This is a genomic window from Micromonospora sp. NPDC005299 (assembly GCF_042872345.1).
GTDB lineage: Bacteria > Actinomycetota > Actinomycetes > Mycobacteriales > Micromonosporaceae > Micromonospora.
This window is the reverse complement of sequence record NZ_JBIAKG010000003.1, coordinates 498,376-524,061: the sequence shown is the minus strand read 5'-3', so window position 1 is coordinate 524,061 and position 25,686 is coordinate 498,376. Positions and strand designations below refer to the sequence as shown.

Annotated in this window: 28 protein-coding genes and 2 tRNA genes; 17 read left to right on the top strand and 13 right to left on the bottom strand. The window is 71.5% G+C overall.

Features of this window, described 5'->3' with window-relative positions:
- Nucleotides 1–338 precede the first annotated feature (338 nt).
- From ACFYPD_RS11945 to rpmH, 5 genes are all read right to left on the bottom strand, one after another.
- Nucleotides 339–923, bottom strand: a complete 585-nt coding sequence (locus tag ACFYPD_RS11945; RefSeq protein WP_387111796.1) for a protein jag — start codon at nt 921–923, stop codon at nt 339–341.
- 216 nt (nt 924–1,139) lie between these two features.
- Nucleotides 1,140–2,141, bottom strand: a complete 1,002-nt coding sequence (gene yidC / locus ACFYPD_RS11940; protein ID WP_387111793.1) for a membrane protein insertase YidC — start codon at nt 2,139–2,141, stop codon at nt 1,140–1,142.
- Nucleotides 2,142–2,381 carry a membrane protein insertion efficiency factor YidD gene (yidD, locus tag ACFYPD_RS11935; RefSeq protein ID WP_387111790.1) on the bottom strand — a complete coding sequence of 80 codons (240 nt, stop codon included), beginning with the start codon at nt 2,379–2,381 and terminating at the stop codon, nt 2,142–2,144. It lies immediately after the preceding gene.
- 41 nt (nt 2,382–2,422) lie between these two features.
- A complete protein-coding gene (gene rnpA, locus ACFYPD_RS11930; RefSeq protein WP_387111787.1) occupies nt 2,423–2,836 on the bottom strand; it encodes a ribonuclease P protein component in 414 nt (137 codons plus the stop codon).
- A gap of 34 nt (nt 2,837–2,870) precedes the next feature.
- Nucleotides 2,871–3,008, bottom strand: coding sequence for a 50S ribosomal protein L34 (gene rpmH, locus ACFYPD_RS11925; protein WP_117668129.1), 138 nt, complete (start codon nt 3,006–3,008; stop codon nt 2,871–2,873).
- 627 nt (nt 3,009–3,635) lie between these two features.
- Here rpmH and dnaA point away from each other — a divergent pair.
- The 5 genes from dnaA to ACFYPD_RS11900 all read left to right on the top strand — a co-directional run bounded on the left by dnaA (nt 3,636) and on the right by ACFYPD_RS11900 (nt 10,034).
- Nucleotides 3,636–5,471 carry a chromosomal replication initiator protein DnaA gene (gene dnaA / locus ACFYPD_RS11920; RefSeq protein ID WP_387111784.1) on the top strand — a complete coding sequence of 612 codons (1,836 nt, stop codon included), beginning with the start codon at nt 3,636–3,638 and terminating at the stop codon, nt 5,469–5,471.
- Nucleotides 5,472–6,233: 762 nt separating this feature from the next.
- The gene (gene dnaN, locus ACFYPD_RS11915) at nt 6,234–7,367 is read left to right on the top strand and encodes a DNA polymerase III subunit beta (protein WP_387111782.1); all 1,134 of its coding nucleotides are present in this window, start codon (nt 6,234–6,236) and stop codon (nt 7,365–7,367) included.
- 40 nt (nt 7,368–7,407) lie between these two features.
- The gene (gene gnd, locus ACFYPD_RS11910) at nt 7,408–8,280 is read left to right on the top strand and encodes a phosphogluconate dehydrogenase (NAD(+)-dependent, decarboxylating) (RefSeq protein WP_387111779.1); all 873 of its coding nucleotides are present in this window, start codon (nt 7,408–7,410) and stop codon (nt 8,278–8,280) included.
- A 16-nt stretch (nt 8,281–8,296) separates the two neighbouring features.
- Nucleotides 8,297–9,430 carry a DNA replication/repair protein RecF gene (gene recF, locus ACFYPD_RS11905; RefSeq protein ID WP_387111777.1) on the top strand — a complete coding sequence of 378 codons (1,134 nt, stop codon included), beginning with the start codon at nt 8,297–8,299 and terminating at the stop codon, nt 9,428–9,430.
- Complete coding sequence (locus tag ACFYPD_RS11900; RefSeq protein ID WP_387111774.1) at nt 9,420–10,034, top strand: DciA family protein; 615 nt, start codon at nt 9,420–9,422, stop codon at nt 10,032–10,034. Before recF ends, ACFYPD_RS11900 begins: the two co-directional genes overlap by 11 nt.
- A 3-nt stretch (nt 10,035–10,037) precedes the next feature.
- Here the strand turns inward: ACFYPD_RS11900 and ACFYPD_RS11895 are convergent, their stop codons facing one another.
- A complete protein-coding gene (locus ACFYPD_RS11895; protein WP_387111772.1) occupies nt 10,038–10,268 on the bottom strand; it encodes a hypothetical protein in 231 nt (76 codons plus the stop codon).
- 97 nt (nt 10,269–10,365) lie between these two features.
- On the opposite strand from ACFYPD_RS11895, the gene ACFYPD_RS11890 reads away from it, so the two are divergent.
- A complete protein-coding gene (locus tag ACFYPD_RS11890) occupies nt 10,366–10,860 on the top strand; it encodes a MarR family winged helix-turn-helix transcriptional regulator (RefSeq protein ID WP_387111770.1) in 495 nt (164 codons plus the stop codon).
- On the opposite strand, the gene ACFYPD_RS11885 is transcribed toward ACFYPD_RS11890, so the two are convergent.
- Nucleotides 10,845–11,399, bottom strand: a complete 555-nt coding sequence (locus tag ACFYPD_RS11885; protein ID WP_091316247.1) for a hypothetical protein — start codon at nt 11,397–11,399, stop codon at nt 10,845–10,847. The two genes, ACFYPD_RS11890 and ACFYPD_RS11885, sit on opposite strands and share 16 nt — an antisense overlap.
- Nucleotides 11,400–11,926: 527 nt before the next feature.
- Between ACFYPD_RS11885 and gyrB the strand changes: the two genes are divergently transcribed.
- The 6 genes from gyrB to ACFYPD_RS11855 all read left to right on the top strand — a co-directional run bounded on the left by gyrB (nt 11,927) and on the right by ACFYPD_RS11855 (nt 17,956).
- Nucleotides 11,927–13,873: a DNA topoisomerase (ATP-hydrolyzing) subunit B gene (gyrB, locus tag ACFYPD_RS11880; protein ID WP_387111767.1), complete on the top strand. Its 1,947-nt coding sequence runs from the start codon at nt 11,927–11,929 to the stop codon at nt 13,871–13,873.
- A 128-nt stretch (nt 13,874–14,001) separates the two neighbouring features.
- On the top strand, nt 14,002–16,527 hold the full coding sequence (gyrA, locus tag ACFYPD_RS11875) for a DNA gyrase subunit A (protein WP_387111764.1): 2,526 nt from the start codon (nt 14,002–14,004) through the stop codon (nt 16,525–16,527).
- 3 nt (nt 16,528–16,530) lie between these two features.
- A complete protein-coding gene (locus tag ACFYPD_RS11870; protein WP_387111761.1) occupies nt 16,531–17,439 on the top strand; it encodes a DUF3566 domain-containing protein in 909 nt (302 codons plus the stop codon).
- A gap of 150 nt (nt 17,440–17,589) precedes the next feature.
- A tRNA-Ile gene (locus ACFYPD_RS11865) sits at nt 17,590–17,663 on the top strand.
- Between the two features lie 43 nt (nt 17,664–17,706).
- Nucleotides 17,707–17,835 carry a DLW-39 family protein gene (locus tag ACFYPD_RS11860; protein WP_208818042.1) on the top strand — a complete coding sequence of 43 codons (129 nt, stop codon included), beginning with the start codon at nt 17,707–17,709 and terminating at the stop codon, nt 17,833–17,835.
- Nucleotides 17,836–17,880: 45 nt separating this feature from the next.
- Nucleotides 17,881–17,956, top strand: a tRNA-Ala gene (locus ACFYPD_RS11855).
- A gap of 15 nt (nt 17,957–17,971) precedes the next feature.
- On the opposite strand, the gene ACFYPD_RS11850 is transcribed toward ACFYPD_RS11855, so the two are convergent.
- Nucleotides 17,972–18,415 carry a tyrosine-type recombinase/integrase gene (locus ACFYPD_RS11850; RefSeq protein ID WP_387111759.1) on the bottom strand — a complete coding sequence of 148 codons (444 nt, stop codon included), beginning with the start codon at nt 18,413–18,415 and terminating at the stop codon, nt 17,972–17,974.
- Between the two features lie 645 nt (nt 18,416–19,060).
- Nucleotides 19,061–19,441, bottom strand: a complete 381-nt coding sequence (locus ACFYPD_RS11845) for a VOC family protein (RefSeq protein ID WP_387111757.1) — start codon at nt 19,439–19,441, stop codon at nt 19,061–19,063.
- Nucleotides 19,442–19,778: 337 nt separating this feature from the next.
- On the opposite strand from ACFYPD_RS11845, the gene ACFYPD_RS11840 reads away from it, so the two are divergent.
- Nucleotides 19,779–20,462 (top strand): HAD family hydrolase, encoded by a 684-nt coding sequence (locus ACFYPD_RS11840; RefSeq protein ID WP_387111754.1) that lies wholly within the window; start codon nt 19,779–19,781, stop codon nt 20,460–20,462.
- A gap of 60 nt (nt 20,463–20,522) precedes the next feature.
- Complete coding sequence (locus ACFYPD_RS11835; RefSeq protein WP_387111751.1) at nt 20,523–20,876, top strand: hypothetical protein; 354 nt, start codon at nt 20,523–20,525, stop codon at nt 20,874–20,876.
- 4 nt (nt 20,877–20,880) lie between these two features.
- Here ACFYPD_RS11835 and ACFYPD_RS11830 read toward each other — a convergent pair whose 3' ends face one another.
- Nucleotides 20,881–21,471 (bottom strand): dienelactone hydrolase family protein, encoded by a 591-nt coding sequence (locus ACFYPD_RS11830; protein WP_387111748.1) that lies wholly within the window; start codon nt 21,469–21,471, stop codon nt 20,881–20,883.
- Nucleotides 21,472–21,534: 63 nt separating this feature from the next.
- On the opposite strand from ACFYPD_RS11830, the gene ACFYPD_RS11825 reads away from it, so the two are divergent.
- Nucleotides 21,535–22,143 carry an ArsR/SmtB family transcription factor gene (locus ACFYPD_RS11825; protein WP_387111746.1) on the top strand — a complete coding sequence of 203 codons (609 nt, stop codon included), beginning with the start codon at nt 21,535–21,537 and terminating at the stop codon, nt 22,141–22,143.
- 19 nt (nt 22,144–22,162) lie between these two features.
- Here ACFYPD_RS11825 and ACFYPD_RS11820 read toward each other — a convergent pair whose 3' ends face one another.
- The gene (locus ACFYPD_RS11820) at nt 22,163–23,053 is read right to left on the bottom strand and encodes an aminoglycoside phosphotransferase family protein (protein WP_387112376.1); all 891 of its coding nucleotides are present in this window, start codon (nt 23,051–23,053) and stop codon (nt 22,163–22,165) included.
- A 51-nt stretch (nt 23,054–23,104) separates the two neighbouring features.
- Nucleotides 23,105–23,656 (bottom strand): hypothetical protein, encoded by a 552-nt coding sequence (locus ACFYPD_RS11815; protein ID WP_387111744.1) that lies wholly within the window; start codon nt 23,654–23,656, stop codon nt 23,105–23,107.
- A 75-nt stretch (nt 23,657–23,731) separates the two neighbouring features.
- On the opposite strand from ACFYPD_RS11815, the gene ACFYPD_RS11810 reads away from it, so the two are divergent.
- Nucleotides 23,732–24,679, top strand: coding sequence for an L-threonylcarbamoyladenylate synthase (locus tag ACFYPD_RS11810; RefSeq protein ID WP_387112372.1), 948 nt, complete (start codon nt 23,732–23,734; stop codon nt 24,677–24,679).
- 3 nt (nt 24,680–24,682) lie between these two features.
- On the opposite strand, the gene ACFYPD_RS11805 is transcribed toward ACFYPD_RS11810, so the two are convergent.
- Nucleotides 24,683–25,144: a GNAT family N-acetyltransferase gene (locus ACFYPD_RS11805; RefSeq protein ID WP_387111741.1), complete on the bottom strand. Its 462-nt coding sequence runs from the start codon at nt 25,142–25,144 to the stop codon at nt 24,683–24,685.
- Between the two features lie 119 nt (nt 25,145–25,263).
- Between ACFYPD_RS11805 and ACFYPD_RS11800 the strand changes: the two genes are divergently transcribed.
- Nucleotides 25,264–25,683, top strand: a complete 420-nt coding sequence (locus ACFYPD_RS11800) for a CBS domain-containing protein (protein WP_387111738.1) — start codon at nt 25,264–25,266, stop codon at nt 25,681–25,683.
- Nucleotides 25,684–25,686: the final 3 nt, after the last annotated feature.

The window sequence follows — 25,686 nt, the reverse complement described above, 5'->3', positions numbered from 1 at the left end:
CACCGGGGCGACCGTCCCTCCCTGGGTCGGCGCGGCCGGTGCCTCCGCCGGCGTCGACGGCTCGGGCCGCCCGTCCGGTTCACTGGAGAAGGTCAGCGCCATTCCGGCGGCGGGGTCGGCCTCGACGACGGGCGGCGCGGTCGCCGGAACCGGATCACCCGAGAAGGCCGGGTCGACCGGGGTCGCCGGCGTGACCGGGGTCGAAGGGTGGGCCGGGGCGTCGCCCTCGGAGAAGACCGGGTCGACGGCCGGGTCGGCGTGGACAGGCGACGGCCCGGGCGGGGTACCGCCCGGGCCGGCCACGGCACCCGCCGTTGTCTCGTCGGAAGCCACCTACGTCAGTCCGTCACCGGCCGGACGACGATCCGGCGGTTCGGCTCGACGCCCTCGGACTCGCTCTCCACGCCGCTCATCGCGTTGACCACGTCGTGCACGCACTTACGCTCGAACGCGGACATCGGCTCCAGGCGCACCGGCTCGCCGTGCTCCTTGACCTTCTCCACCGCGTTCTTGGCGACGGCGGCCAGCTCCTTGCGCCGGGCGGCGCGGTAGCCGCCGACGTCGAGCAGCAGGCGGCTCGGCGAACCGGTCTGCCGGAACACCGCCAGCCGGGCCAGCTCCTGGAGCGCCTCCAGGGTGGCGCCGCGCTGGCCGACCAGGTTCTGCAGGCGGGCACCGACCACCTCGACGACCGGGCGGCCGCCGGAGACCAGCTCGTCGATGTCGCCGTCGTAGTCGAGGATGTCGAGCAGCCCCTCGACGTAGTCGGCGGCGATCTCGCTCTGCCGGAACAGGTCGCTGTCGGCGGGGGCCTTCTTCTCCCGGGCCTCGGCCTGGGTGTCCTCGGCCTCCTCCGTGGTGGCGGCCGGCGCGGTCTCCTCGTCCAGGGACTGGTCCGCGCTGGGGATGCTGGTGTCGGTCACGGTCTCATCTCCGTACTCGCTCGGCCGGACCGTCGGGTCCGCTGGTCTCCCGGGGCCGGCGGGAGGTTCGCCGGTGCCCTCGGGCACGTCTGTACGGGCCAGTTTCGCCCGTGACCGCGCTCCGCGCGGCGGTTCCGGCCCGGCGCCGACTCCTCGGGTGGCAGCTCGGGGACCGGAACGGGCCGCCACCGGTGTCCGGCGGCGGCCCGGCGGGGCTCAGCCCTGTCGCTTGGCGGGCCGGCCGCCGCTCTTCTTCGGGTTGACCGGCTTGGCGCCGGGCTTCGGGCCGGCCACCTTGGGGGCGGCGGCCGGGGCCTTGACGGCCGGCTGGGCGGTCTTGCGGCCGAGGAGGCCGGCGATCCCGGCCGGCTGGGCGGCGGCCTTGCCGGCGGTGGTCTTGCCGGCGGTGCTGGTCTTCGGCGGCACCAGCGGCGGGAACTTCCGCAGCACCCACTGCTGCTGGCCCAGGGTGAAGAGGTTGTTGGTGACCCAGTAGATGATCACACCGATCGGGAAGATCGAGCCCGAGATGAGCAGCGAGACCGGGATGCCATAGAGCATCAGCCGCTGGACCATCCGCTGCTGCGGGTCCTCGGCCCAGCCGGTCTTGAGGATCATCTGCCGGCTGGTCAGGTAGGTGGTGGCGATCATGATGAGCACCAGGATGCCGGCGACGATCTTGACCGTGGTGCTGTTCGCGCCCAGGTTCGCCAGTTCGTCGGCGGTGGAGCCGAACCGGCCGGAGATCGGGGCGGTGAAGAGCTTCGCGCTGGAGGCGCTGTTGAACTGCTCGACGGTCCAGCCGTACAGGGTCTTGCCCTGGTTGTCGGGGTTGAGCCGCTTGAGCGTGTGGAACAGGCCGAGGAAGACCGGGATCTGGAGGAACATCGGAAGGCAGCCCATCAGCGGGTTGGCCTTTTCCTTCCGGTAGAGCTCCATCATCTCCTTCTGGAGCGTCTCCCGGTCACCCTTGTGCTTCTCCTGGAGCTCCTTGACCTTGGGCTGGAGCGCCTGCATGGCCCGCTGCGACTTGATCTGCTTGACGAAGACCGGGAACAGGATCACCCGGACCGTGACCACCAGGAAGATGATGGACAGGATCCAGGCCCAGTTCGTGCCGATCACGGCCCCGACCGAGACCCCGATGGCGTCCCAGGCCGAGTGCCAGGTCAGCAGGATCCACGAGATCGCGTAGTAGATCCAGTCGAGACTAAACACTCAGGCTCCAGTCACGTCGGCATGGCGGCGGTCGCCCGGCTCCGGCACCGGGTCGTGTCCACCGGGGTGGAAGGGGTGGCAGCGCGACAGCCGCCGGACCGTCAGCCAGGCTCCCCGCAGCGCACCGTGCCGGGACACCGCCTCGACGGCGTAGGCACTGCACGACGGGTAGAACCGGCAGCGGGCCGGCAGTGCCGGACTTATCCACCGACGGTACGCGATGATGGGCGCCAGCAGCATGCGGGCACCGGCAGAGGGCCGCGGCGCGGCAGTGTGCTCGGTCACCGCGACCGCCGGCCCCGGGGGGAGCGCGCGGCGGCGAGGGCGGCGTCCAGGTCGGCCCCGAGCCGGGCGTACGACGCCTGGGCGGCCGGCGGCAGGGCGCGTACCACCAGGGTGCTGCCGGCGGGCAGGTCGGTCAGCCGCTCGCGGACCAGGTGACGGAGCCTGCGGCGGACCGTGTTCCGGACCACGGCGTTACCCACGGCCTTGGACACGACGAAGCCGGCGCGGCGGGGTGCGGAGGTCTCCGCACCGCTGCTCCGCGCCGGCTCCGGCGAGGTTGTCGCGGTGGATCCGGTCTGCTCGGGGAGGGTCAGGTGCACCACGACGGCGCCACGGCCGACGCGTCGGCCACCCCGAACCGCTGCGGCGAAGTCACTGCTGCGCCGCAGTCGTTGCGCGGCGGCCAGCACGACTGCCCACGTCCCCGGACCGGACCGGTCGGCCTCAGGCCGACAGGCGGGTGCGGCCCTTGGAGCGACGGGTCGAGATGATGGCGCGGCCGGCACGGGTGCGCATGCGCAGCCGGAAGCCGTGGGTCTTCGCGCGCCGGCGGTTGTTCGGCTGGTAGGTGCGCTTGCTCACGTCAGGCTCTCCGTTGTCGTACGCCCCGCGCGGGGGATCGCCCGGGGTCGTGTGGTGGTCCAGGCCACCTCGGCGGTGGCCTCCGATCGGTGCTGCCCGGTGGTGCGGGGCCCCGGCGAGGCGGGGAGCTGACCGCGGACAGCAAGCACTCATCACCCTAGCAGAGGGCGAGAGAGCAGCCGTTCCAGGCTACGCAGGGCGGCAATGACCGTCAAACCTCACACCCCGGCCGTGACCAGCGCCCGGAGCGCGACCGAAGGGGCGGTTTTCACTGATGTTGACAAGGCTGCCCCGGTGTCGACGGTTGATGGCGCGGGGTCCGCGCTGTTAGCGTGCCCGATTGCGGTCAGCGTCGGGGGTCCGGGACGACGGCTCCAGGTCGCCGCGCGGCGTCAGACGCGCCGAGCTGGAGTGTCGGTTGTCGCTGACCGGCAAGACCGGACAAGGTAGTGAATCGTTCGGCACGGTGAACCCGCTTCAGCGCCTCCGGGAACCAGGGGGCAGGTCCGACCCGCGTCCGGTGGGCGGCCACAATCGGTCGGTACACACAGGCTGTGGATAACCTGTGGATGACGACCGGTCAGCCGTCCGGGCGGGCGTGAGGAGAGGCGAGGGGGTGGCACGACGGTGACCGGAGCGATCGACCTTGCCGCGGTGTGGACGGCGACGACCGACGAACTCGCCGACGAGATCATCTCCGCGCAGCAGCGGGCGTACCTCCGGCTGACCCGGCTGCGGGCGATCGTCGAGGACACCGCACTGCTCTCCGTGCCCGACGCGTTCACCCGGGACGTGATCGAGTCCCGCCTCCGCCCGGCCATCACCGAGGCGTTGAGCCGCCGGCTCGGCCGGCCCATCCAGGTGGCCGTCACGGTGCGCGTCACGGAGGACCCGGGCGGCCGCCCGGCGGGCACCGTCTACCGCAGCAACCCCGAGCCCGCCGCCGAGCCCGCGGGCCCGCCGGACCTGCTCACCGGCTTCGACCAACCCGGCCCGGCCGACGCCGCGCCCGGCTACCCCGAGCTGGGCTTCCCCCCGGCCCGGCCGGAGGCCCCGGCGTACGCCGATCCGCGTCCGGAGCCGCCCGCCGAGGAGCCGGCCCCCCGGCAGCGCACCGCCGACGGCGCCCGGCCGCAGCTCATCCCGGCCAGCAGGGACGGGCAGGACACGCTGTTCAGCGCCGCCTTCGCCGAGCCGCTGCGCACCACCACCCCTGAGCACCGTGGCTTCGACGAGCGGTCCCGGATCGAACCGCCCGCTCCCGACGCCGGCTACGAGCCCCGCTACCGGGAGGCGCCCGGCCCGGCCGACGCCCCGCCGCCGCTGCGCGGCCTGCCCCGGGACGGCGCCACGGACAGCGGCCCCGGCCGCGGCGGCCCTGACCGCCGCGGCGGTCAGGCCGACCGGCGGATGCCCGGCGGCGCGGAGGGCAGCGGCAACCGGCTCAACCCGAAGTACATGTTCGAGACGTTCGTCATCGGCTCGTCCAACCGCTTCGCCCACGCGGCGAGCGTCGCGGTGGCCGAGTCACCGGCGAAGGCGTACAACCCGCTCTTCATCTACGGCCACTCCGGGTTGGGCAAGACCCACCTGCTGCACGCCATCGGGCACTACGCCACGACGCTGGGCAACGCCCGCTCGGTCCGGTACGTCTCGACCGAGGAGTTCACCAACGACTTCATCAACTCGCTCCGGGACGACAAGACCAGCGCGTTCCAGCGCCGCTACCGCGACGTCGACATCCTGCTGATCGACGACATCCAGTTCCTGGAGAACCGGGAGCGGACGCAGGAGGAGTTCTTCCACACCTTCAACACCCTGCACAACGCCAACAAGCAGATCGTGATCACCTCCGACCGGTCGCCGCGCCAGCTCGCCACCCTCGAGGACCGGATGCGGACCCGGTTCGAGTGGGGGCTGCTGGCCGACATCCAGCCGCCGGACCTCGAGACCCGGATCGCGATCCTGCAGAAGAAGGCCGCACAGGAGCGGATGTACGCCCCGCCGGACGTGCTGGAGTTCATCGCCTCCCGGGTGTCGAACTCGATCCGGGAGCTGGAGGGGGCGCTGATCCGGGTCACCGCGTTCGCCAGCCTCACCCGCTCGTCGGTCGAGCTGTCGCTGGCCGAGGAGGTGCTGCGGGACTTCATGCCGGACGGTGCCGGACCGGAGATCAACGCCGACCAGATCATGGCCTCCACCGCGGACTACTTCGGGGTGAGCCTGGAGGACCTGCGCGGCCAGTCCCGTTCGCGGGTGCTCGTCAACGCACGCCAGGTCGCCATGTACCTGTGCCGGGAGCTGACCGAGTTGTCGCTGCCCCGGATCGGGCAAGCGTTCGGCGGCCGGGACCACACCACCGTGATGCACGCCGACCGGAAGATCCGCCAGCAGATGGCGGAGCGGCGCTCGCTCTACAACCAGATCGCCGAGCTGACCAACCGGATCAAGCAGACCACCTGATCCGGTACGCCGACGCGACGCCCGGCCGGGCCCACCGGCCGGGCTTTTTCGTGCCGCTGGAGAGCCGGGGCTTGACCCTCGACCCGGTGCAGGGCCCAGGATCGGAGTCGTGTTCATCCACACCTCGGCCCGGTTGTCCACATCCCCTGTGACACAGGCGGTGGATAACCACGCTCGGTTCCGGCCCGGTTACCCACAGACTGTGGACAACCCCTGGGGACGAGGCTGTGGACGCCTGGGGACGACGGTCGGGTTGTCCACCGACGACGGTCGGCCTGTGGGCGACCTGTTGAAGGTTCTGGGGATGACGACGGTCGACGCCGTCGGCGCTGTCCACAACACTGGGGAGAAACCCGGTGGATTAGCGGTGGACAACCGGTGGACAGCCGTGGAAAACCCGGCGGCTGGCGACGGCTGTGGACTCAGACACGGGTTGCACCCCCGGTTCTCCACAGCGAAACCACCGGTGGATAACCTGTCTGACCTGGGCGGACGCCGGTTCTCCACAGTTTGCACAGGTGCGATGAAGACGATGAGTTATCTCTTCTAAAACAACAAAAACCAATCATCACCGTTGGACTTCCTGTGGATCGGGCCGGAGCACTGCCGCCGGCAGTCGCCCGGGCACCTGGATCCACGGGGTCGGGCGCACAGCCGATGCCCACGCGCCCTAAGGTGCGATGGGTACCCGCACGGTCGGGCGGGACGGGTGGCAGCGGTCGGCATGAGAGAGTTGTCGCTGACGTCGACGCGGAGGCATTGATGAAGTTCCGAGTGGAGCGCGACGCGCTCGCCGAGGCGGTCGCGTGGACCGCCAAGAGCCTGCCCAACCGACCTTCCGTGCCGGTGCTGGCTGGGGTGATGCTCCGGGTAACCGACGGCAACCTCCAGGTCTCCGGCTTCGACTACGAGGTCTCCAGCCAGGTCACCGTCGAGGTGCAGGGTGATGCCGACGGGGCCGCCCTGGTCTCCGGTCGGTTGCTCGCCGAGATCACCAAGGCGCTCCCGGCCAAGCCGGTGGACATCGCCGCCGTCGGCGCGCACCTGGAGCTGGTCTGCGGCAGCGCCCGGTTCACCCTGCCGACCATGCCGGTCGAGGACTACCCGTCCCTGCCGGAGATGCCGGAGAGCGCCGGCACCGTCGACGCGGCCGCCTTCGCCGCAGCCGTGGCCCAGGTGGCCGTGGCCGCCGGCCGGGACGAGACGCTGCCGATGATGACCGGCGTCCGGATCGAGCTCTCCGGCAGCACGCTGGCGATGCTCGCCACCGACCGCTACCGCCTCGCCCTGCGCGAGATGAAGTGGAACCCGGACGACCCGGAGATCAGCCTCAACGCGCTGGTGCCCGCCCGGACGCTGCACGACACCGCCAAGGCCCTCGGCCCGCTCGGCGGCCACGTCACCATGGCGCTCTCCCAGGGCGCCGCCGGCGAGGGCATGATCGGCTTCTCCGGCGGCACCCGCCGGACCACCAGCCGGCTGCTCGACGGGGCCAACTACCCGCCGGTGCGCTCGCTCTTCCCGGCCAGCCACAACGCCGAGGCCCGGGTCCCGGTCGCCACGCTCATCGAGGTGGTCAAGCGCGTGGCGCTGGTCGCCGAGCGGACCACCCCGGTGCTGCTCAGCTTCAGCTCCGACGGCCTGGTGGTCGAGGCCGGCGGCACCGAGGAGGCCCGGGCCAGCGAGGCCATGGAGGCGACCTTCACCGGCGATGCGCTGACCATCGGCTTCAACCCGCAGTACCTGATCGACGGCCTGACCAACCTGGGCGCCCAGCACGCCCAGCTGGCGTTCGTCGACGCCTTCAAGCCCGCGGTGATTTCCCCCGCCGGCGAGGATGGCGAGGTCATCCCGGGGTACCGGTACCTCATCATGCCGATCCGCGTGTCCCGCTGATCGCCGGCAGCACGATCCAGACGTACGGAGGTAGGAGCAGATGCAGCTCGGCCTGGTAGGACTCGGCCGGATGGGCGGCAACATGCGCGAGCGGTTGCGCGCCGCCGGTCACGAGGTGGTCGGCTACGACCGCAACGCGGAGCTGAGCGACGTCGCGAGCCTCACGGAGCTGGCCGAGAAGCTGGAGTCGCCCCGCGCCGTCTGGGTGATGGTCCCGGCCGGCGTCACCGACGCCACCATCGACGAGCTCGCCGGCGTCCTCGGCGAGGGCGACATCATCATCGACGGCGGCAACTCCCGGTTCAGCGACGACGCCCCGCGCGCCGAGCGCCTCAACGAGCAGGGCATCGGCTACATCGACGTCGGCGTCTCCGGCGGCGTCTGGGGCAAGCAGAACGGCTACGCCCTGATGGTCGGCGGCGCCCAGGAGCACGTCGGGCGGCTGATGCCGATCTTCGAGGCGCTCAAGCCCGAGGGTGAGTTCGGCTTCGTGCACGCCGGCCCGGTCGGCGCCGGCCACTACGCCAAGATGGTGCACAACGGCATCGAGTACGGCCTGATGCACGCCTACGCCGAGGGCTACGAGCTGCTGGCCGCCTCCGAGCTGGTGACCAACGTGCCGGGCGTCTTCAAGTCCTGGCGCGAGGGCACCGTGGTCCGGTCCTGGCTGCTCGACCTGCTCGACCGGGCGCTCGACGAGGACCCGGAGCTGACCGAGCTGAGCGGCTACACCGAGGACACCGGCGAGGGCCGCTGGACGGTCGACGAGGCGGTCCGGCTCGCCGTGCCGCTGAACGTCATCACCGCCTCGCTGTTCGCCCGGTTCGCCTCTCGGCAGGACGACTCGCCCGCCATGAAGGCCGTCGCCGCGCTGCGCCAGCAGTTCGGCGGCCACGCCGTCCGCAAGCGCTGACCGGCATCCACAGCCTGTGTACGTCCGCCGGCTCGAACTGGTCGACTTCCGCTCGTACGAGCGGGTCGGCGTCGACCTGGAGCCGGGCCCGAACGTGCTGGTCGGCGCGAACGGCGTCGGCAAGACCAACCTGGTCGAGGCGTTGGGTTACGTGGCGACCCTGGACTCGCACCGGGTCGCCACGGACGCCCCGCTGGTCCGGATGGGCGCCAGCTCGGCGGTGATCCGCTGCGCGGTGGCGCACGAGGGCCGGGAGCTCCTGGTCGAGCTGGAGATCGTCCCGGGCAAGGCCAACCGGGCCCGGCTGGGTCGCTCCCCGGCCCGCCGCGCCCGCGACGTGCTCGGCGCGCTGCGGCTGGTGCTCTTCGCCCCGGAGGACCTGGAACTGGTCCGCGGGGATCCGGCCGAGCGCCGCCGTTACCTGGACGACCTGCTGGTCACCCGCCAGCCCCGGTACGCCGGGGTGCGCGCCGACTACGAGCGGGTGGTCAAGCAGCGCAACGCGCTGCTGCGGACGGCGTACCTGGCCCGGAAGACGGGCGGCTCGCGGGGCGGGGACCTGTCCACCCTCGCCGTCTGGGACACCCACCTGGCGCACCACGGCGCGGAGCTGCTCGCCGGCCGGCTGGAGCTGGTCGCCGCGTTGACCCCGCACGTGGCGAAGGCGTACGACGCGGTGGCGGCGGGCCGGGGTGCGGCGGGGATCGCGTACCGGCCGTCGGTGGAGCTGCCGGAGTCGACCACCGACCGGGCGGCGCTGGTCGAGGCGCTCGGCGCCGCACTGACCGCGAGTCGGTCGGCGGAGATCGAGCGGGGCACCACGCTGGTCGGCCCGCACCGGGACGACCTGGCGCTGACCCTCGGCCCGCTGCCCGCCAAGGGCTACGCCAGCCACGGCGAGTCCTGGTCCTACGCGCTGGCGCTGCGGCTGGCCGGCTACGACCTGCTGCGCGCCGACGGGATCGAGCCGGTGCTGGTGCTGGACGACGTCTTCGCCGAGCTGGACGCCGGCCGGCGGGAGCGGCTGGCCGAGCTGGTCGGCGGCGCGAGCCAGCTCCTGGTGACCTGTGCGGTCGACGACGACGTGCCGGCGACCCTCCGGGGCACCCGGTACGCGGTGGGCGAGGGGACGGTACGGCGTGTCGGATGAGGTGGAGCTCCCGCCCGCGCGGCTGGGGCCGGGACGCGGCGGGCGTACCCCGGAGGGACCGGAAGCGAAGCCGGGCGGCGAGGCCGGCGCGGCCCTGCCGGAGGGGTCGTCCGGGCCGGAGCTGGCCCGGGCGGTGCTGGACGCGGCGAAGGCCCGCCGGCAGGCGGCGGGCGGCACGCGGCGGCGCGGCGCGGTCCGTGGCGACGGCGAGAAGCGGCTGCGCGGCTACTCCGGCCCGGGGCCGGATCCGCGGGACCCGCAGCCGCTCGGCGCGGTGTTGGACAAGCTGGTCAAGGCGCGCGGCTGGCAGCAGCCGGCGGCCGAGGCGACGGTCTTCGGCGCCTGGGAGCGGGTGGTCGGGGCGGAGGTGGCGCAGCACAGCCGCCCGGTGAAGCTGGAGAACGGCGAGCTGACCGTGGAGGCCCGCTCGACGGCCTGGGCCACCCAGCTGCGGTTGCTCGCCGGCTCGCTGCTCAAGCAGATCGCCAGCGAGGTGGGCCACAACGTGGTGCGCAAGCTGCACATCCACGGTCCGGCGGCGCCGTCCTGGTCGCGCGGCCCGCGTCGGGTGCGGGGCCGCGGCCCCCGCGACACCTACGGCTGACCGTCACCGGTCGCCGCGGCGTGCCTCCCGTTGGGCGCGCTTGAGCTCTCGCTGGTCGCGGCTCCACTGCTTGCGCCGCTCCAGGTCCTGCTTCCAGGCCTCGCGGGCCAGCCGCGAGCCGCCCTGCACCGCGCCCTGCACCTGGGACGGGCCGGCGAGGTTCTGGAACACCCAGCCCAGCAGGCGACCGCCCTTGCCGGAAGCGTCGCCCACCTGCTGCTCGTCGCCGCTCATCCGCCCGCTCTCCTTCGCCGACCCCACATGATTGGTACGCCAATAATTGGTACACCAATCGTTGCTACGATCGCAACGACGAACGAGGAGGACGAGGGTGGCCGACCGGGTCGAGGACGATCCCCTGGCGCTGGAGCAGCAGGTGTGCTTCGCGCTCTCCGTCGCCGCGCGCGGCGTCGTCGCGGTCTACCGCCCGCTGCTGGAACCGATGGGGCTCACCCACCCGCAGTACCTGGTCATGCTGGCGCTCTGGCAGCACGCGCCGCTGTCGGGGCGGGAGTTGAGCCGGCTGCTCCAGCTCGACCCGGGCACCCTGTCACCGCTGCTGAAGCGGCTCGAAGCCGCCGGCTACGTGCGGCGGGAGCGCGACGCGTCGGACGAGCGCAGTCTGGCCGTCTCGCTCACCGCCAGCGGGCAGGCGCTCCGGGCGCAGGCCGAGCGGATCCCGCCGGCGATCGTGCAGCGGCTCGGCCTGCCGCTGGCGGACCTGCGGCACCTGCACACGGTGCTCACCGAGGTGATCGCGGCGGCCAACCGGGCCGCGACGGCCGGGCCGGGCGAAGCCGGGCAGCCGGGTCAGGCGTCGGCGTAGACCGCGAAGCCGCGCTCGGCGCAGCGCCGGTAGAAGGCGGCGAGCACGCTCAGCTCGGCGCAGGTGAAGTTCCACTGCGGCGGCTCGCCGCTCTCGTCGCGCAGCTTGTCCAGCCGGCTGTCCAGCCAGCGGAGCTGCTGCTCGGCCAGGCGCCCGTCGCCGAGCAGCGAGCGCAGCACCTCGCTCACCGACTCGAAGGTGACGGCCTCGCCGAAGGGGCGGTGCCGGGCGACGAACTTCTCCACGCCCTCGGCGATCCAGGAGCACCCGTCCGGGTCGATCACCGGGTCCTCGTCCTCGGCCGAGTTCTCCGTGGCGTAGAGCACATTTTCCAGGCCGAGGATGAGGTCGACCAACTCGGTGTAGGCAGTCGCCCGCACCGTGCCGGTCTTCGCGATCAGCTCGGCGAGCGCGGCGGTCGGTGCCGAGATGCGTGGCATGTCCACGATCTCGCCGAAGTCGACGAACTCGGCCGGCGCGACCGGATCGTAGAAGCGGCCGGTCCGCGGCCAGTGCACCGCGACGTTGTCCAGCCCCATCTGGCGTCACCTCTCAGCAAGCACGTTGTCCGACCGATCGGGTCGATCGTCCCGGTTCCGACGGGGAAAGATCAAGACCGCAGGTGGCGGCGCCGCAAAAGGTACGGCACGGCCGGTCCCGCCGCGACCCCCGGTCGGTCACCCACCGGTACCGATCCGGTGCCGGCCGCGCCCTCGATCAGGCCAAGGCGTGTAGGGGGAGTCGCAGACAGCGCGATTCGGCCCGCTACGGCATTCTCAGCCGCCCCGGAGGGGTGCCGAGTGGCGGTTTGGTCGGCTGCGCACAGTAAGATTGAGGGCGAGACGAAAGACCCGACACGGAGCGACGGACACGGGCCCACAGGGCCCTTGATCATTGTCCCGCATCGGGTCGAGCCGATCGCGATCCGCGGGCAACCGCGGCGCCCGGCGCACGCGATCCGTGACCTGGAGATCCGGGGACCGGTTTGTGCGCGCCGACGTCGCGTCCTGTCCGCCGAACCCGCGCCCCGCGCCTTGGCGCGGCCGGTGCGAGAAAGTGGCCGAGGGTGGCAGCGGAGGACAACAAGAAGTACGGCGCCGAGTCGATCACCGTTCTCGAGGGCCTCGAGGCGGTCCGGAAGCGGCCCGGTATGTACATCGGGTCCACCGGTGAACGCGGTCTGCACCACCTCGTGTGGGAGGTCGTCGACAACGCCGTGGACGAGGCGCTGGCCGGCTACTGCGACACCATCGACGTGGTGCTGCTGGCCGACGGCGGCGTCCAGGTCACCGACAACGGCCGCGGCTTCCCGGTCGACCTCCACCCGAAGCTGAAGAAGCCGGGTGTCGAGGTCGCGCTGACCGTGCTGCACGCGGGCGGAAAGTTCGACGGCAAGGCGTACGCGGTCTCCGGCGGCCTGCACGGCGTCGGCGTCTCGGTGGTGAACGCCCTCTCCACCCGGATGGCCGTGGAGATCCACAAGGACGGCTTCGTCTGGCGGCAGCAGTACCACAACTCCAAGCCCACCCCGCTGGAGAAGGGCGAGACGACCGACCGGACCGGCTCGGCGGTCTCCTTCTGGCCCGACGCGGACGTGTTCGAGACGGTCGACTTCGACTTTCAGACCATCTACCGGCGCCTGCAGGAGATGGCCTTCCTCAACCGGGGCCTCACCATCCACCTGCTCGACGAGCGGGTGCCCGACGGCGAGGAGGGCAAGCCCCGCGAGGTGACCTTCCTCTACAAGGGCGGCATCGCCGACTTCGTCCGGCACCTCAACGCCTCGAAGAACCCGATCCACAAGACGGTGGTCGAGTTCGGCGCCGAGGAGGAGGGCATGTCGGTCGAGATCGCCATGCAGTGGAACGAGTCGTACGGCGAGTCGGTCTACACCTTCGCCAACACGATCAACACCCACGAGGGCGGCACCCACGAGGAGGGCTTCCGGGCCGCGCTGACCAGCGTGGTCAACCGCTACGGCGCGGACAAGAAGCTGCTCAAGGGCGACGAGAAGCTCTCCGGCGAGGACATCCGCGAGGGCCTGGCCGCGATCATCTCGGTCAAGCTGGCCAACCCGCAGTTCGAGGGCCAGACCAAGACCAAGCTCGGCAACACCCCGGTGAAGAGCTTCGTGCAGCGGGTCTGCAACGAGTGGCTGGTCGACTGGTTCGACCGGAACCCGGCCGAGGCCAAGACCATCATCACCAAGGCGTCCCAGGCCGCCCGGGCCCGGATCGCCGCGCAGCAGGCGCGCAAGCTGGCCCGGCGCAAGTCGCTGCTGGAGTCCGGCTCGATGCCGGGCAAGCTGGCCGACTGCCAGTCCACCGACCCACGCGAGTCCGAGGTGTTCATCGTCGAAGGTGACTCCGCCGGCGGCTCGGCCAAGCAGGGGCGCGACCCGCGTACCCAGGCGATCCTGCCGATCCGCGGCAAGATCCTCAACGTGGAGAAGGCCCGGATCGACCGGGTGCTGAAGAACAACGAGGTCCAGGCGCTCATCACCGCGCTGGGCACCGGCATCCACGACGACTTCGACATCGAGAAGCTGCGCTACCACAAGATCGTGCTGATGGCCGACGCCGACGTCGACGGCCAGCACATCCAGACGCTGCTGCTCACCCTGCTGTTCCGCTTCATGCGGCCGCTGGTCGAGCTGGGGCACGTCTACCTGGCCGCCCCGCCGCTCTACAAGATCAAGTGGAACAAGAAGGGCGACGACGCGCAGTACGCGTACTCGGACCGGGAGCGGGACGGGCTGATCGCGCTGCGCCAGCAGAAGAAGGCCAACGCCCGGCCGGACGACATCCAGCGGTTCAAGGGTCTCGGCGAGATGAACTATCCCGAGCTGTGGGAGACCACGATGAACCCGGCGACCCGCACCCTGCGCCAGGTGACGCTCGACGACGCCGCAACCGCCGACGAGCTGTTCAGCGTGTTGATGGGTGAGGACGTCGAGGCGCGCCGGTCGTTCATCCAGCGCAACGCCAAGGACGTGCGGTTCCTGGACATCTGACGGACCGCCGGGCCGGCCGGAGATCCACCGGCCGGCCCGGCGGTCCACAGAGTTATCCACAGTCTGGCCGGTATCCACAGACGTTATCCACAGCACGAAAACGACTCTGAGTCTGATAAGGGTTAACAGTGACCGATACTCCCGAGTCCACGCCGAACGAGCCGGAGACCCCGGAGACACTGGCCGCAGTCGTCGCGCACGACCGGATCGAGCCGGTCGGGCTCGAGGTCGAGATGCAGCGCTCCTACCTCGACTACGCGATGAGCGTGATCGTCGGGCGGGCCCTGCCGGACGTCCGGGACGGGCTCAAGCCGGTCCACCGCAAGATCCTCTACGCCATGTTCGACTCCGGCTACCGGCCGGACCGCGGCTACGTGAAGTGCTCGCGTGTCGTCGGTGACGTGATGGGCCAGTTCCACCCGCACGGCGACTCCGCCATCTACGACGCGCTGGTCCGGATGGCGCAGCCCTGGTCGCTGCGCTACCCGCTGGTCGACGGCAACGGCAACTTCGGCTCGCCGGGCAACGACCCGGCCGCGGCCATGCGGTACACCGAGTGCAAGCTCGACCCGCTGGCCATGGAGATGCTCCGGGACATCGACGAGGACACCGTCGACCTCCAGGACAACTACGACGGCCGGGCCAAGGAGCCCACCATCCTGCCGTCGCGGATCCCGAACCTGTTGGTGAACGGTTCCGAGGGCATCGCGGTCGGCATGGCCACCAAGATCCCGCCGCACAACCTGCGCGAGATCGGCGCGGCCGTGCAGTGGTGCCTGGAGAACCCGGAGGCCGACGAGGCCACCACCCTCGAGGCGCTGCTGGAGATCGTCAAGGGTCCGGACTTCCCGACCCACGGCCTGATCGTCGGCCAGGCGGCCATTCAGGACGCGTACCGGACCGGCCGTGGGTCGATCCGGATGCGGGCCGTGGTCGAGGTCGAGGAGGACAAGCGTGGCCGGCCGGCGCTGGTGGTCAGCGAGCTGCCCTACCAGGTCAACCCGGACAATCTGGCCGAGCGGATCGCCGAGCTGATCAAGGAGGGCAAGCTCGCCGGGATCGCCGACATCCGCGACGAGTCCTCCGGGCGTACCGGCATGCGGATCGTGCTGGTGCTCAAGCGCGACGCGGTCGCCAAGGTGGTGCTGAACAACCTCTACAAGCACACCCAGCTCCAGGAGACCTTCGGCGCCAACATGCTGGCGCTGGTCGACGGCGTGCCGCGCACGCTCAACCTGGCCCAGTTCATCCGCTACTACGTCGAGCACCAGATCGAGGTCATCCGCCGGCGGACCGCGTTCCGGCTGCGCAAGGCCGAGGAGCGCGCGCACATCCTGCGCGGTCTGTCCAAGGCGCTGGACGCGCTCGACGAGGTGATCGCCCTGATCCGGCGCTCGCCCACCGTCGAGGACGCCCGCCAGGGCCTCATCCGGCTGCTGGAGATCGACGAGGTCCAGGCGACCGCGATCCTGGACATGCAGCTGCGCCGGCTGGCCGCCCTGGAGCGGCAGCGGATCCTGGACGACCTGGCCAAGCTCGAGGTGGAGATCGCCGACCTCAAGGACATCCTGGCCAAGCCCGAGCGGCAGCGGCGGATCGTCTCCGAGGAGCTGGGCGAGATCGTCGCCAAGTGGGGCGACGACCGGCGCACCAAGATCGTGCCGTTCGACGGCGAGGTCTCGATGGAGGACCTCATCGCCCGCGAGGACGTGGTCGTCACGATCACCCGCACCGGGTACGCCAAGCGCACCAAGGTCGACCTCTACCGCTCCCAGCGGCGGGGCGGCAAGGGCGTCAGCGGGGCGACCCTGCGGCAGGACGACATCGTCAGCCACTTCTTCGTATGCTCCACTCACGACTGGATCCTGTTCTTCACGAACAAGGGCCGGGTCTACCGGGCCAAGGCCTACGAGCTTCCCGAAGCCAGTAGGGTGGCCAAGGGCCAGCACGTGGCCAACCTGCTCGCCTTCCAAGCGGACGAGCAGATCGCGCAGATCATCGAAATCCCGAACTACCAGGTGGCGCCCTACCTGGTACTGGCCACGAAGAACGGCCTGGTGAAGAAGACGCGGCTCGAGGAGTTCGACTCCAACCGTTCCGGCGGAGTCATCGCGATCAACCTGCGCGATGAGGACGAGCTGGTCGGTGCTGCCCTCGTCGCCCCGACCGACGACCTCCTGCTGGTCTCCAAGAAGGCCCAGGCGATCCGCTTCAACGCCAGTGACGAGGCGCTGCGCCCGATGGGCCGGGCCACCTCCGGGGTGATCGGCATGCGGTTCAGCGAGGAGGATGTCCTGCTGGCGATGGAGGTCGTCCGCGAGGGCATGGAAATGGATGTGCTGGTCGCGACGAACGGGGGATACGCGAAACGTACCCCGATCGAGGAATACCCGGTCCAGGGCCGGGGAGGTAAGGGCGTGCTGACTGCGAAGATCACCGAGCGACGCGGTGGTCTGGTCGGCGCGGTGGTGATCAGCCCGGACGACGAGCTGTTCGCCATCACCAGCAACGGTGGCGTCATCCGGACTCCGGTGAAGCCTGTACGCCGTACGCGTGACCGGAACACAATGGGGGTCAAGCTGATGGACCTCCCGGACGGCGTGACTATCGTGGCGATTGCTCGCAATGCCGACGAGCCTGACGAACAGGACTAGTTGATGACGGAGACACAGGCGAAGTCGGGGAACACGGGGACCTCGGCCAACCCGGTCGACGAGGAGGCCGCGCAGGGCGGTACACCAGCGACCGGCCGCGCGGCCGTGGGCCGGGCCACCGTCCCCGCCGACGCGCCTGCCCCGAAATTCACCCGGGCTCCCGGCATGGCGCCGCCGCCGGAAAACGCCGGCGAGGACTCGCGGCCGTCCGACCAGGCCGAGACGAAGGTCGACGCTCCGACGTCGGCCGACGGCCTGGCGGCCCCGGCCGCGGCGAAGCCCGGCGCGACCCCGCAGCCGCCCAAGCCGGCGGCGGCCGCCCGGCCGTCCACCGGCACCACCGGCACCCAGCCGCGCGTCGGCGCCGGCCTGGGCACCGCACCGAAGCCGTCGCCCGACGGCGGCCGTCCCGCCGCCGCGGGCCGCCCCGCCAACGGGGGTGGCCTGCCGCCGGGCATCAGCGGTGCGGCCGCCGTCGGGGCCGCCCGCGTGGGCGAGGCGGTACGCGCCGCGCGTACCTCGGTCAGTTCGGCCGCGTCGCGCGGACCGCGCCGGGCCCGGCTGAACCTCAAGCGGATCGATCCGTGGTCCGTGATGAAGTTCGCGTTCGCGGTCTCGGTGGTGCTCTTCATCGTGGTGGTTGTCGCCACGTCGGTGCTCTACCTGGCACTGGACGCGATGGGCGTGTTCAAGAGCGTCAACGACAGCCTCACCGATCTGGTGAACGCCGGCGGCGGCCAGGGCGGCGGCGGCTTCCGGATCACCGCCAAGGGCGTGATCCTCAGCTCGGCGCTGATCGGCCTGGTCAACGTCGTGCTCTTCACCGCGCTGGCCACGCTGGGCGCGTTCGTCTACAACGTCTGCGCCGACCTGGTCGGCGGGATCGAGTTGACGCTCGCCGAGCGGGACTGACCCGACGACGACGCCGGGGCGCCGCGTAAAGCGGTCGCCCCGGCGTCGCCTGTCCGGGTAGGTTTCAGGGTGGCGCGGGTGAGCGCGCCGCCACGGCCCCCCGATTTGGGAGCCACGGCGGCGATGGGTTAACCTTGCTCGTCGCCACGCGGGGCTATAGCTCAGTCGGTTAGAGCGCAGAGCTGATAACTCTGAGGTCGCTGGTTCGATTCCAGCTAGCCCCACCGCACATCGTCCGACGGTAGTCGAGCGCGAGGGGTCAAGCCCATGTTCAAGAAGCTCCTGATCCTGGCCGGCGTCGTCGGCGTGGCCGCCGTCGTGGCCAAGAAGATCAAGGCCTCGAACGACGAGCGTGCTCTCTGGCACGAGGCGACCACCGCGCCCGACCTGCGCTGACCGCGCCTGCTCCGACTGTCCGCAACGGGCGAATCCGCCCGCCTCGGGGCCCTAGCTCAACTGGCAGAGCACTGCCTTTGCAAGGCAGGGGTTAGGGGTTCGAGTCCCCTGGGCTCCACCACATCATCCGGCCAGGTCACGGCCCGTTTCCCTCCTCCGTTGGCTTCCCCTCGGATTGAGGGTCATCTTTGGTAGTCAGCGGATCGTCAGCAGGCCGGCCAAACACCCTGCGCACCGACTCATGGAAGTCCGCCGGGGTGTGCGTGTAGCGGTTGAGCGTGGTCGACGCCTGCTCGTGGCCCATCACCGCCTGGACCACGTTGACCGGGACGCCGCCCGACACCAACCACGTCGCATAGCAGTGCCGGAGATCGTGGAAACGCAGCCCAACCGCTGCCTTCATGGCTACGCAGTCAGCCGCTTCCCGCTCGGTCGTGAACTCCGCCGACCATTCCACGTCGTCACGGTCATGCCAGGTGGCACGGAACTTGAACGGCCCGACCTCAGCGACATGGCCGAGGAGCCCAGCGCGTACGAGAGATGGACGCCAGATCTGGCGGCGGAAGTTGCTGCGCAACATCAAGGCGGCCCGCAACGGGCCGCACGCGCCGCCGCCAGGGCGTGCGCCGGCCGCTGCCGCTATCGCTCTGCGGCCGTCACGCCTGACGCCCGGCGGCTGGCGCGGACAGCGGGAAGCCCGGGGGCCGCTGCAGAACGACAGACCGTTGACGAGTGAGGGGTGGGCCGGCAGCCGGCCGGGCCGCGCGGCCACTTGCCCGCGCGGCGTAAGGGAGCGCACGCCGGCCGCGTCGGCGAGCTGGCGGCGGTCGCGGGGTTGCGGCTAGTGCGCCTCCGGCGGGGGCGCTCCGGCTCCAGGATGGCCGGGGCTCCGTCGGCGGGTCGCGGTCCGTGGGTGGTTGCGATAGCGCCATCCCACCGCCGAAGACCCGGGGCGAGCCGAGCAGACCGCCGCCGGGACCGCCAGCGTCCGTCCGTGCGTCAAGGCCGTCTTGACGTGGCGGCCCCGACGGCGGCCCGCTCCCACAAGGGCGGGTCGACGGCGACGGGATGGCGAGGTTCCGCTGGCTGGGTCAATGCCTCACCAACACGCATGCGACACGGGGCGGGTCGAGCATCCACCCGGCCCCCCAGCTATTGATGGGGTCGCCAGATCTTGTCGGCGGCTGCGGGGTGGCGGCTGCGTCGATCGTTTGGGCGAGGGCCGTCAGAGTGGGTCGAGGCGGCGCTTGAGCAGGCAGAACTCGTTGCCTTCTGGATCGGCGAGGACGTGCCAGGACGCATCCGCAGGCTGACCGCTGTCGACGAGTTTGGCCCCGGCGGCCAGGAGGCGCTCGAGCTCGGCGTCCTGATCGCGGTCGGTGGGGTTGACGTCGATGTGCAGCCGGGCATGCCCGTTCTTCGGCTCGTCGTTGCGGATGAGGAAGATCGTCGGCTGCGGGCCGCCGAACCCTTCGCGCGGGCCTATCTCGATGTAGACCCCCTCTTCGCGATCGAGCTCTATGAAGTCCAGGACCTCGCACCAGAACCGCGCCAGCACCTCGGGGTCGCGGCACTTGAGCACGAGCTCACTGATACGGCATGCCATTGACGAAACCTACTCTCAGCATGGGAACTGCCGGGGCGGCCGCACGCGGATCTCATGGGCTCCCTGCAGTGAGAACAAGCTCGCGATCGTACCGGGCGAGGCGAGCGGGGCTGGACGAGGATGCCCGTCGGGCTGAGCCCAGCACCGCTCGCCGGCCCGAGGTGAGGACCGGCGGGGCTGACGGTCGTCCGTCAAGGTCCCCCTGACGTGGCGGGCCGGGCGGCGGCCCGCTCCCCAGAAGGGCGGGTCGGCGGCATACGGGATGGCGACCTGAGTTGCGGCCTGCTGGCGACCGCCGACCATCCACAACCATGCACGAAGTCTTTACGCTGGGCTCGTGATTCGGGCTGTCATCGTGGACGTGGACGACACTCTGTGCCTGACGCAGGCCGCCTCGTTCGCACTGGAGAACGAAGTTCTGGCGGAGATGGGCCGGCCTCCGATGCCACGGGATGTGCATCTGGCCACCTGGGGTGAACCGCTGTTGGATGCCATGCCCAAACGGTCGCCCGGTATAGACCTGGTCCGGTTCTCGGCGCTCTATCGGAGTGCGCTCGAACGGCACATCGCCGATGGTCGTCTGGACGTGATCCCGCCGGAGAACCTGGCCGCCCTGGACGAGTTCGTGCTGACCGGTCGGGCGGTGTTTCTGTTGACGTCGCGCACCGAGGACGAGGTTCGGCACATGTTGGAGCCGGATCACGTCCTGGCCGAGCGGGTCAGTGGCATCTACCACGCCGGTAACACGCGTTTCCGTAAGCCCGATCCGCGTGCCTTCGACGAGTTGCTGGCGACGACCGGGCTCCCGCCGGGCCAGTGCGTGTATGTGGGGGACTCACCTGGGGACGCCCTGGCCGCCGGCGGCGCGGGTATGCACTTCGTCGGCTGCCTGCAGAGCGGGGTCCGGAAGCCGGCGGACTTCGACCACCGTCATGTCGACGCTTTCATTGATGCCTTTCCCGACATCGTCGATGCGGTTCAGCGACTCGACCAGGGTTCACTGTCGACGTCCGGTAGCTAGCCGGCGACGAGGCGGTGGTGCTGTACCTGGACCGAGCCGGCGCGCCTCTACGCTGAGCCGATGATCGAAGATCGCCAGCGGCCGTCCCGTCTCAGCGGTTTCTGGGTCTGCCTCCTCGGTGGCGCCTTCTTCGTGGCGTTGCTGGCGGTCCTCCAGCCGATCACCCGTTACGAGGACTGCCCCAACTACGGTGGGAACGGCAACGCGAGCGCGTTCGCGAACCCGGCCTGGGACTTCTACCTGACCCTCCTGTTGTTCGGCTGGGTGTTCCTGGTCGTGCTGGAGCAGACGTTGTCGATCACCCGTCGGGGACGTGGTCTCGTCGACGTCGCGCTCCGGGCCGCCAGCGCGATCGCGTTGACGACGGTCGCCTCGTGCGGCCTTTTCGTCAACGTGGCGGTGGTGTGCCACTGACGGGTCAGCCCAGCCGGTCGAGGAACTCCCGCGAGCGCCGCACGACGAGCGCCGTCGCGTCCGCGTCGTAGGACGGCAGTGAGCTGTCGGTGAACAGGTGCGCGTCGCCCGGGTAGACGAACAGCTCGCCCCGTTCGGGCCCGACGATCCCGACCAGTTTGCGGGCGGAGTCGATGTCGCCCTCCAGCGCGAAGAACGGGTCCTTGTCCATGCCGTGGATCTGCACGGGGACGCCGTCCGGCCACGGGCCGACGGCCCACTCGCCGGTGACCGGCAGGCAGGACTCGTAGAGCAGGGCGCCGCGGGCGCCGGCCCGGGTCTGGGCGAGCCGCTGCGCGGTGGCGGCACCCCAGGAGAAGCCGGCGTAGACGAGGTCCTTCGGCAGGTCGGCCACGACCCGGTCGGCGCGCTCGTCGAGCACCGCGCCGCCGATGCGCTTCGTCAGCGCGGCGCCCTCCTCGAGGGTCGCCGGTCGCTCGCCGTCGAACAGGTCGGGTGTGTGCACGGTGTGCCCGCCGGCGCGCAGGTCGTCGGCGAAGGCGCGTACGCCGTCGGTGAGCCCCTGCAGGTGATGGAAGAGAACGATGTCGGCCATCTCTAGACTCCTGTCATCGAACCGGAGTGATCGAATGATCCAGAATTCTAGAACGGTCGAGAAATGTCAGTCAATCAGCAGATCCCGGATTACGGCCTCGACGACCTGCTCGTGGTCACCGCGCCCGAGCAGCTGCGCGCGCTGGCCGACCCGCTGCGCGCCACCCTGCTGGAGCTGGTCCTGGAGCGGGCCGCCACGGTCAACGAGATGGCCCGGGCGGTCGACCGTCCGAAGAGCAGCGTGGCCTACCACGTGAACCTGCTGGTCGACGCCGGCCTGCTCCGGCTCGTGCGGACGCGACGGGTCCGGGCGATCGAGGAGCGGTTCTACGGCCGCGTCGCGCGAACCTTCTACGTCGGCGTGCTCAACCGGCCCGAGGACAAACAGGTCGTCGCGCGGATCAACGGCCTCGCCGAGGCGGCCGCCGAGGCCGCGGCGGCCCATGCCACCGACGACCTACGGTGCACGCTCGTCCACGCGCGCATTCCGATCGAGGAGGTGCGGACGTTCTGGGCGGAGGTCCAGGCGATCGCCCGTCGCTTCGCCCAGATCCCGCGCTCCGGCGACCAGGTGTACGGGTTCGTCGCCGGCCTCTATCCGACCGACGCGCCCACCCTCCCGGACACCGACCCGGATCCGGCCGACCGGCCGGACGGCGACGCCGCCCAGTAGTGGTGGGCCGCGTCGCCGGTCAGCGGCCGGCGTCGGCGAGCACCTCGCGCAGTGCGTGGGAGGTCTGCCGGACGATCCCCGGGTTGGTGTCCCAGTAGTAGGGCAGGGCGATCACCGCCTGGAGCAGTGCCCAGCCCCGGCCACGCAGCCAGGAGGCGTCGTCCACCGCCAGTTCGGCGCGGAACCGGGCGCGGCTGCCGCCGGTGAACACGTTCCACGCGGGTTGCAGGTCGCAGGCCGGATCGCCGACGTTGAGCCCGCCGAAGTCGATGACCGCGGAGAGCCGGCCGTCGACCACCAGCAGGTTGCCGGGCAGCAGGTCACCGTGCAGCCAGACCCCCGGCCCGCTCCAGGCCGGCGCGTCCAGCGACTCCTGCCAGGCGCGCAGCACCGCGGCGCCGTCGACCCGGTCGCCGAGCCGGCCCACCGCGTTGCGGACCCCCTCGTCGAGTTCCGCGAGGTCGGCGCCCCGGGCCTGCGGTGGCCGGGGGTACGCGCCGGCGGTGTCGATCCGCCGAATCGCGGCGACGAAGGCGGCCAGGTCGACCGCCGCCGCGTCCGGGTCGTACCGGCCGGTGCTGGCGCTCTCGCCCGGCAGCCACTCGTAGACCGACCAGTCGAAGGGGTAGCCCTCGGCGGGGCGGCCCATGGCCAGCGGCACGGGCAGGGCCAGTGGCAGGTGCGGGGCGAGCCGGGGCAGCCACTCGGCCTCCCGGGCCGCCTGCTTGGTGGCCCAGCCGATCCGGGGCAGCCGCACCGCCAGGTCGTCGCCGAGCCGGTAGACGTCGTGATCCGTCCCGTGGGAGGGAACGAGGCGGAGCGGCCGGTCGGCCCAGTGCGGGAACTGCCCGGCGAGCAGTCGGCGGACCAGGTCGACGTCGGTCTGCACCTCGTCGGCGTGCATCTTCATCCGGCTCACGCCGACCATCCTGGATCGGCCCCGGGCAGGCCGCAAACGAGTTCAGTCCGGCCGGCGGCGCCAGGTCAGCGTCATGCTGAGGATCACCAGGCCGGCCGGCAGGGCCGCCACCAGCAGTCCTCGCCAGAGCGCCAGCCGCAGGCGCAGGGCGAGCCGGCGGTCCGGTTCGCGGGTGACCGCGTACTGCTGGCCGGGGGCGTCGGGGTCGAGCCGGCAGGTGAGGCGGTATTCGCCGGCGACCGGGGCGGCGAAGGTCGACGTCCAGGTCCAGGTCGTGTCGTCGGTGGCCACCTCGGTCCACTCGACCACGTGCCCGGGTTCGCCCGCCGGCACCGGCCGCCCGCCCGGGCCGGTCACGCGGCAGCGGTCGGGGTCGGGGGCACTGGTCGGCCGGGTGGCCCAGACGGCGTAGCGGCCGGGGCCGAGGTCGACGGCGAGGTCGTCATAGCGGGGGCCGGTGAGGCGGAGCGGGAGGGGCGTGGGCTCGGCGTCCGGCGAGATGGCCCGTTGGACGGCCGGCACGGCGGTCAGCAGGCCGAGACCGCCGACCAGCACGAGGACGCCGGCCACCGCCAGCGCCACCCGCCTGCCCATGCAGGCAGGGTAGTGCCCGGCCGGCGTCCGCGGCAGGCTAGCGTCGGGTGCGTGAGCACCGGATCCCCGCGCGTCCTGCCGGCCGAGAGCGGCATCGCCGAGGCCGCCGCCGTCCTGCGCTCCGGCGGGCTGGTCGCCTTCCCCACCGAGACGGTCTACGGGCTGGGCGCGAACGCGCTGGACGCCCGAGCCGCGGCCCGGATCTTCGAGGCGAAGGCCCGCCCCAGCTTCGACCCGCTGATCAGCCACCTGGCCGACGCCGCCGACCTGCCCGGTCTGGTCGGTGCGGTGCCGCCGGCGGTGGCCGCGCTGGTGGAGCGCTTCTGGCCCGGCCCGCTCACCCTGATCGTGGACCGGCCCGAGGCGATTCCGCCGATCGTCACGTCCGGCCTGGACACCATGGCCGTGCGGGTGCCCGACGAGCCGTCCGCGCGGGCGTTGATCGCCGCCGCCGGGGTGCCGGTGGCCGCGCCCAGCGCCAACCGCTTCGGCCAGCTCAGCCCGACCCGCGCCGAGCACGTGGTGGCCGGGCTGGGAGCCGCCGTGGACGTGGTGCTCGACGGCGGGCCGACCCGGTGCGGGATCGAGTCGACCATCGTGGACGCCCGCGGCGAGCGGCCGGTGGTGCTCCGGCTGGGCGCGCTGCCGGTGGAGGCGCTGGTCGAGGCGGTCGGGCCGGTCGAGGTACGCCCGGGCAACTCGGGCCAGCCGGTCGCGCCCGGGACGCTGGCCGCGCACTACGCCCCGCGTACCCCGTTGCGGTTGGGCGCGGCAGCCGAGGGGGACGGCGGGCGGCGCGGGTTCCTGGCCTTCCGGGAGCCGCCGGCGCTCGGTGACTGGGCGGCGGTGGAGGTGCTGTCGCCCGAGGGCGACCTGACCGTGGCGGCCGCGCGGCTCTTCGACGCCCTGCACCGGCTCGACGCCACCGGCGTCACCGAGATCGTCGCCGAGCCGGTCCCCGAGGTCGGGGTGGGCCGGGCGATCAACGACCGGCTGCGGCGGGCCGCCGCCACCTGGCACTGACCGTCAGAGGGCCAGTACGCCGACCACCTGGTCACCGCTCGTCTCGCCGGTGAGCCGGAAGCCGAGGCGGTGGTAGAAGCGTTCCGGGCCGTGCGGGCCGGGCGCCCAGGTGACGAACATCCGGTCGGTGCCCCGGCGGCGCAACTCGTCGGCGAGCGCCACCACGGCGAACCGCCCGTAGCCCCGGCCCTGCTGGTCCGCGGCGATGTTCAGCCGCCACAGGCCGGAGCGGACGTCGGTCGAATCGTCCCCACGCCACTGGATGTCGAGGAAGCCCATCAGGAAGCCCACCGGCCGGTCGTCGTCGACGATCAGTCGCGGCCAGGCGACCGCCGGCTGGGCGTACGCCTCGGCGAGCGACCGGGCGACCGGGGCGACCAGCCCCTCCTGGTCGGGACGGACGGCGATCGCGCAGGCGGCCAGGACGTTGTCCGGGGTGATCTGTTCCAGGCGAGGTGACGGCACCGCCGGACCCTAACCGCAGCCCTGGCCCGCGATCGATCCTATTTGCGCTGGCGGCATGGCCGCGGCGGGCGGGGGTAGAGGTACGGACAACAACCCCCCGAAAGTGAGGTGTCATGCCAATGCCGACCGCACGCGAGATCATGACCAGCGACGTGAGCTGTGTCCGGGAGCAGGACGACCTCCGGACCGCCGCCCGGCGGATGGCCGAGCTCGGGGTGGGCTCGCTGCCGATCTGCGGCGACGACAACCGCCTCAAGGGCATGGTGACCGACCGGGACATCGTGGTGAAGGTGCTGGCCCAGGGGAAGGACCCGGCCGAGGTGACCGCCGGTGAGCTGGCCCAGGGTGAGGCGGTGACCATCGGCGCGGACGACGACGCGGCCGAGATCCTGCGGACCATGGGCGAGCACAAGGTACGCCGGCTGCCGGTGATCGACGGGCACGAGCTCGTCGGCATCGTGGCGGTCGCCGACGTGGCCCGCTCCCTGCCGGAACGCCCGGTGGGCGACCTGATCGAGGCGATCTCCGAGCGCGCCTGACCG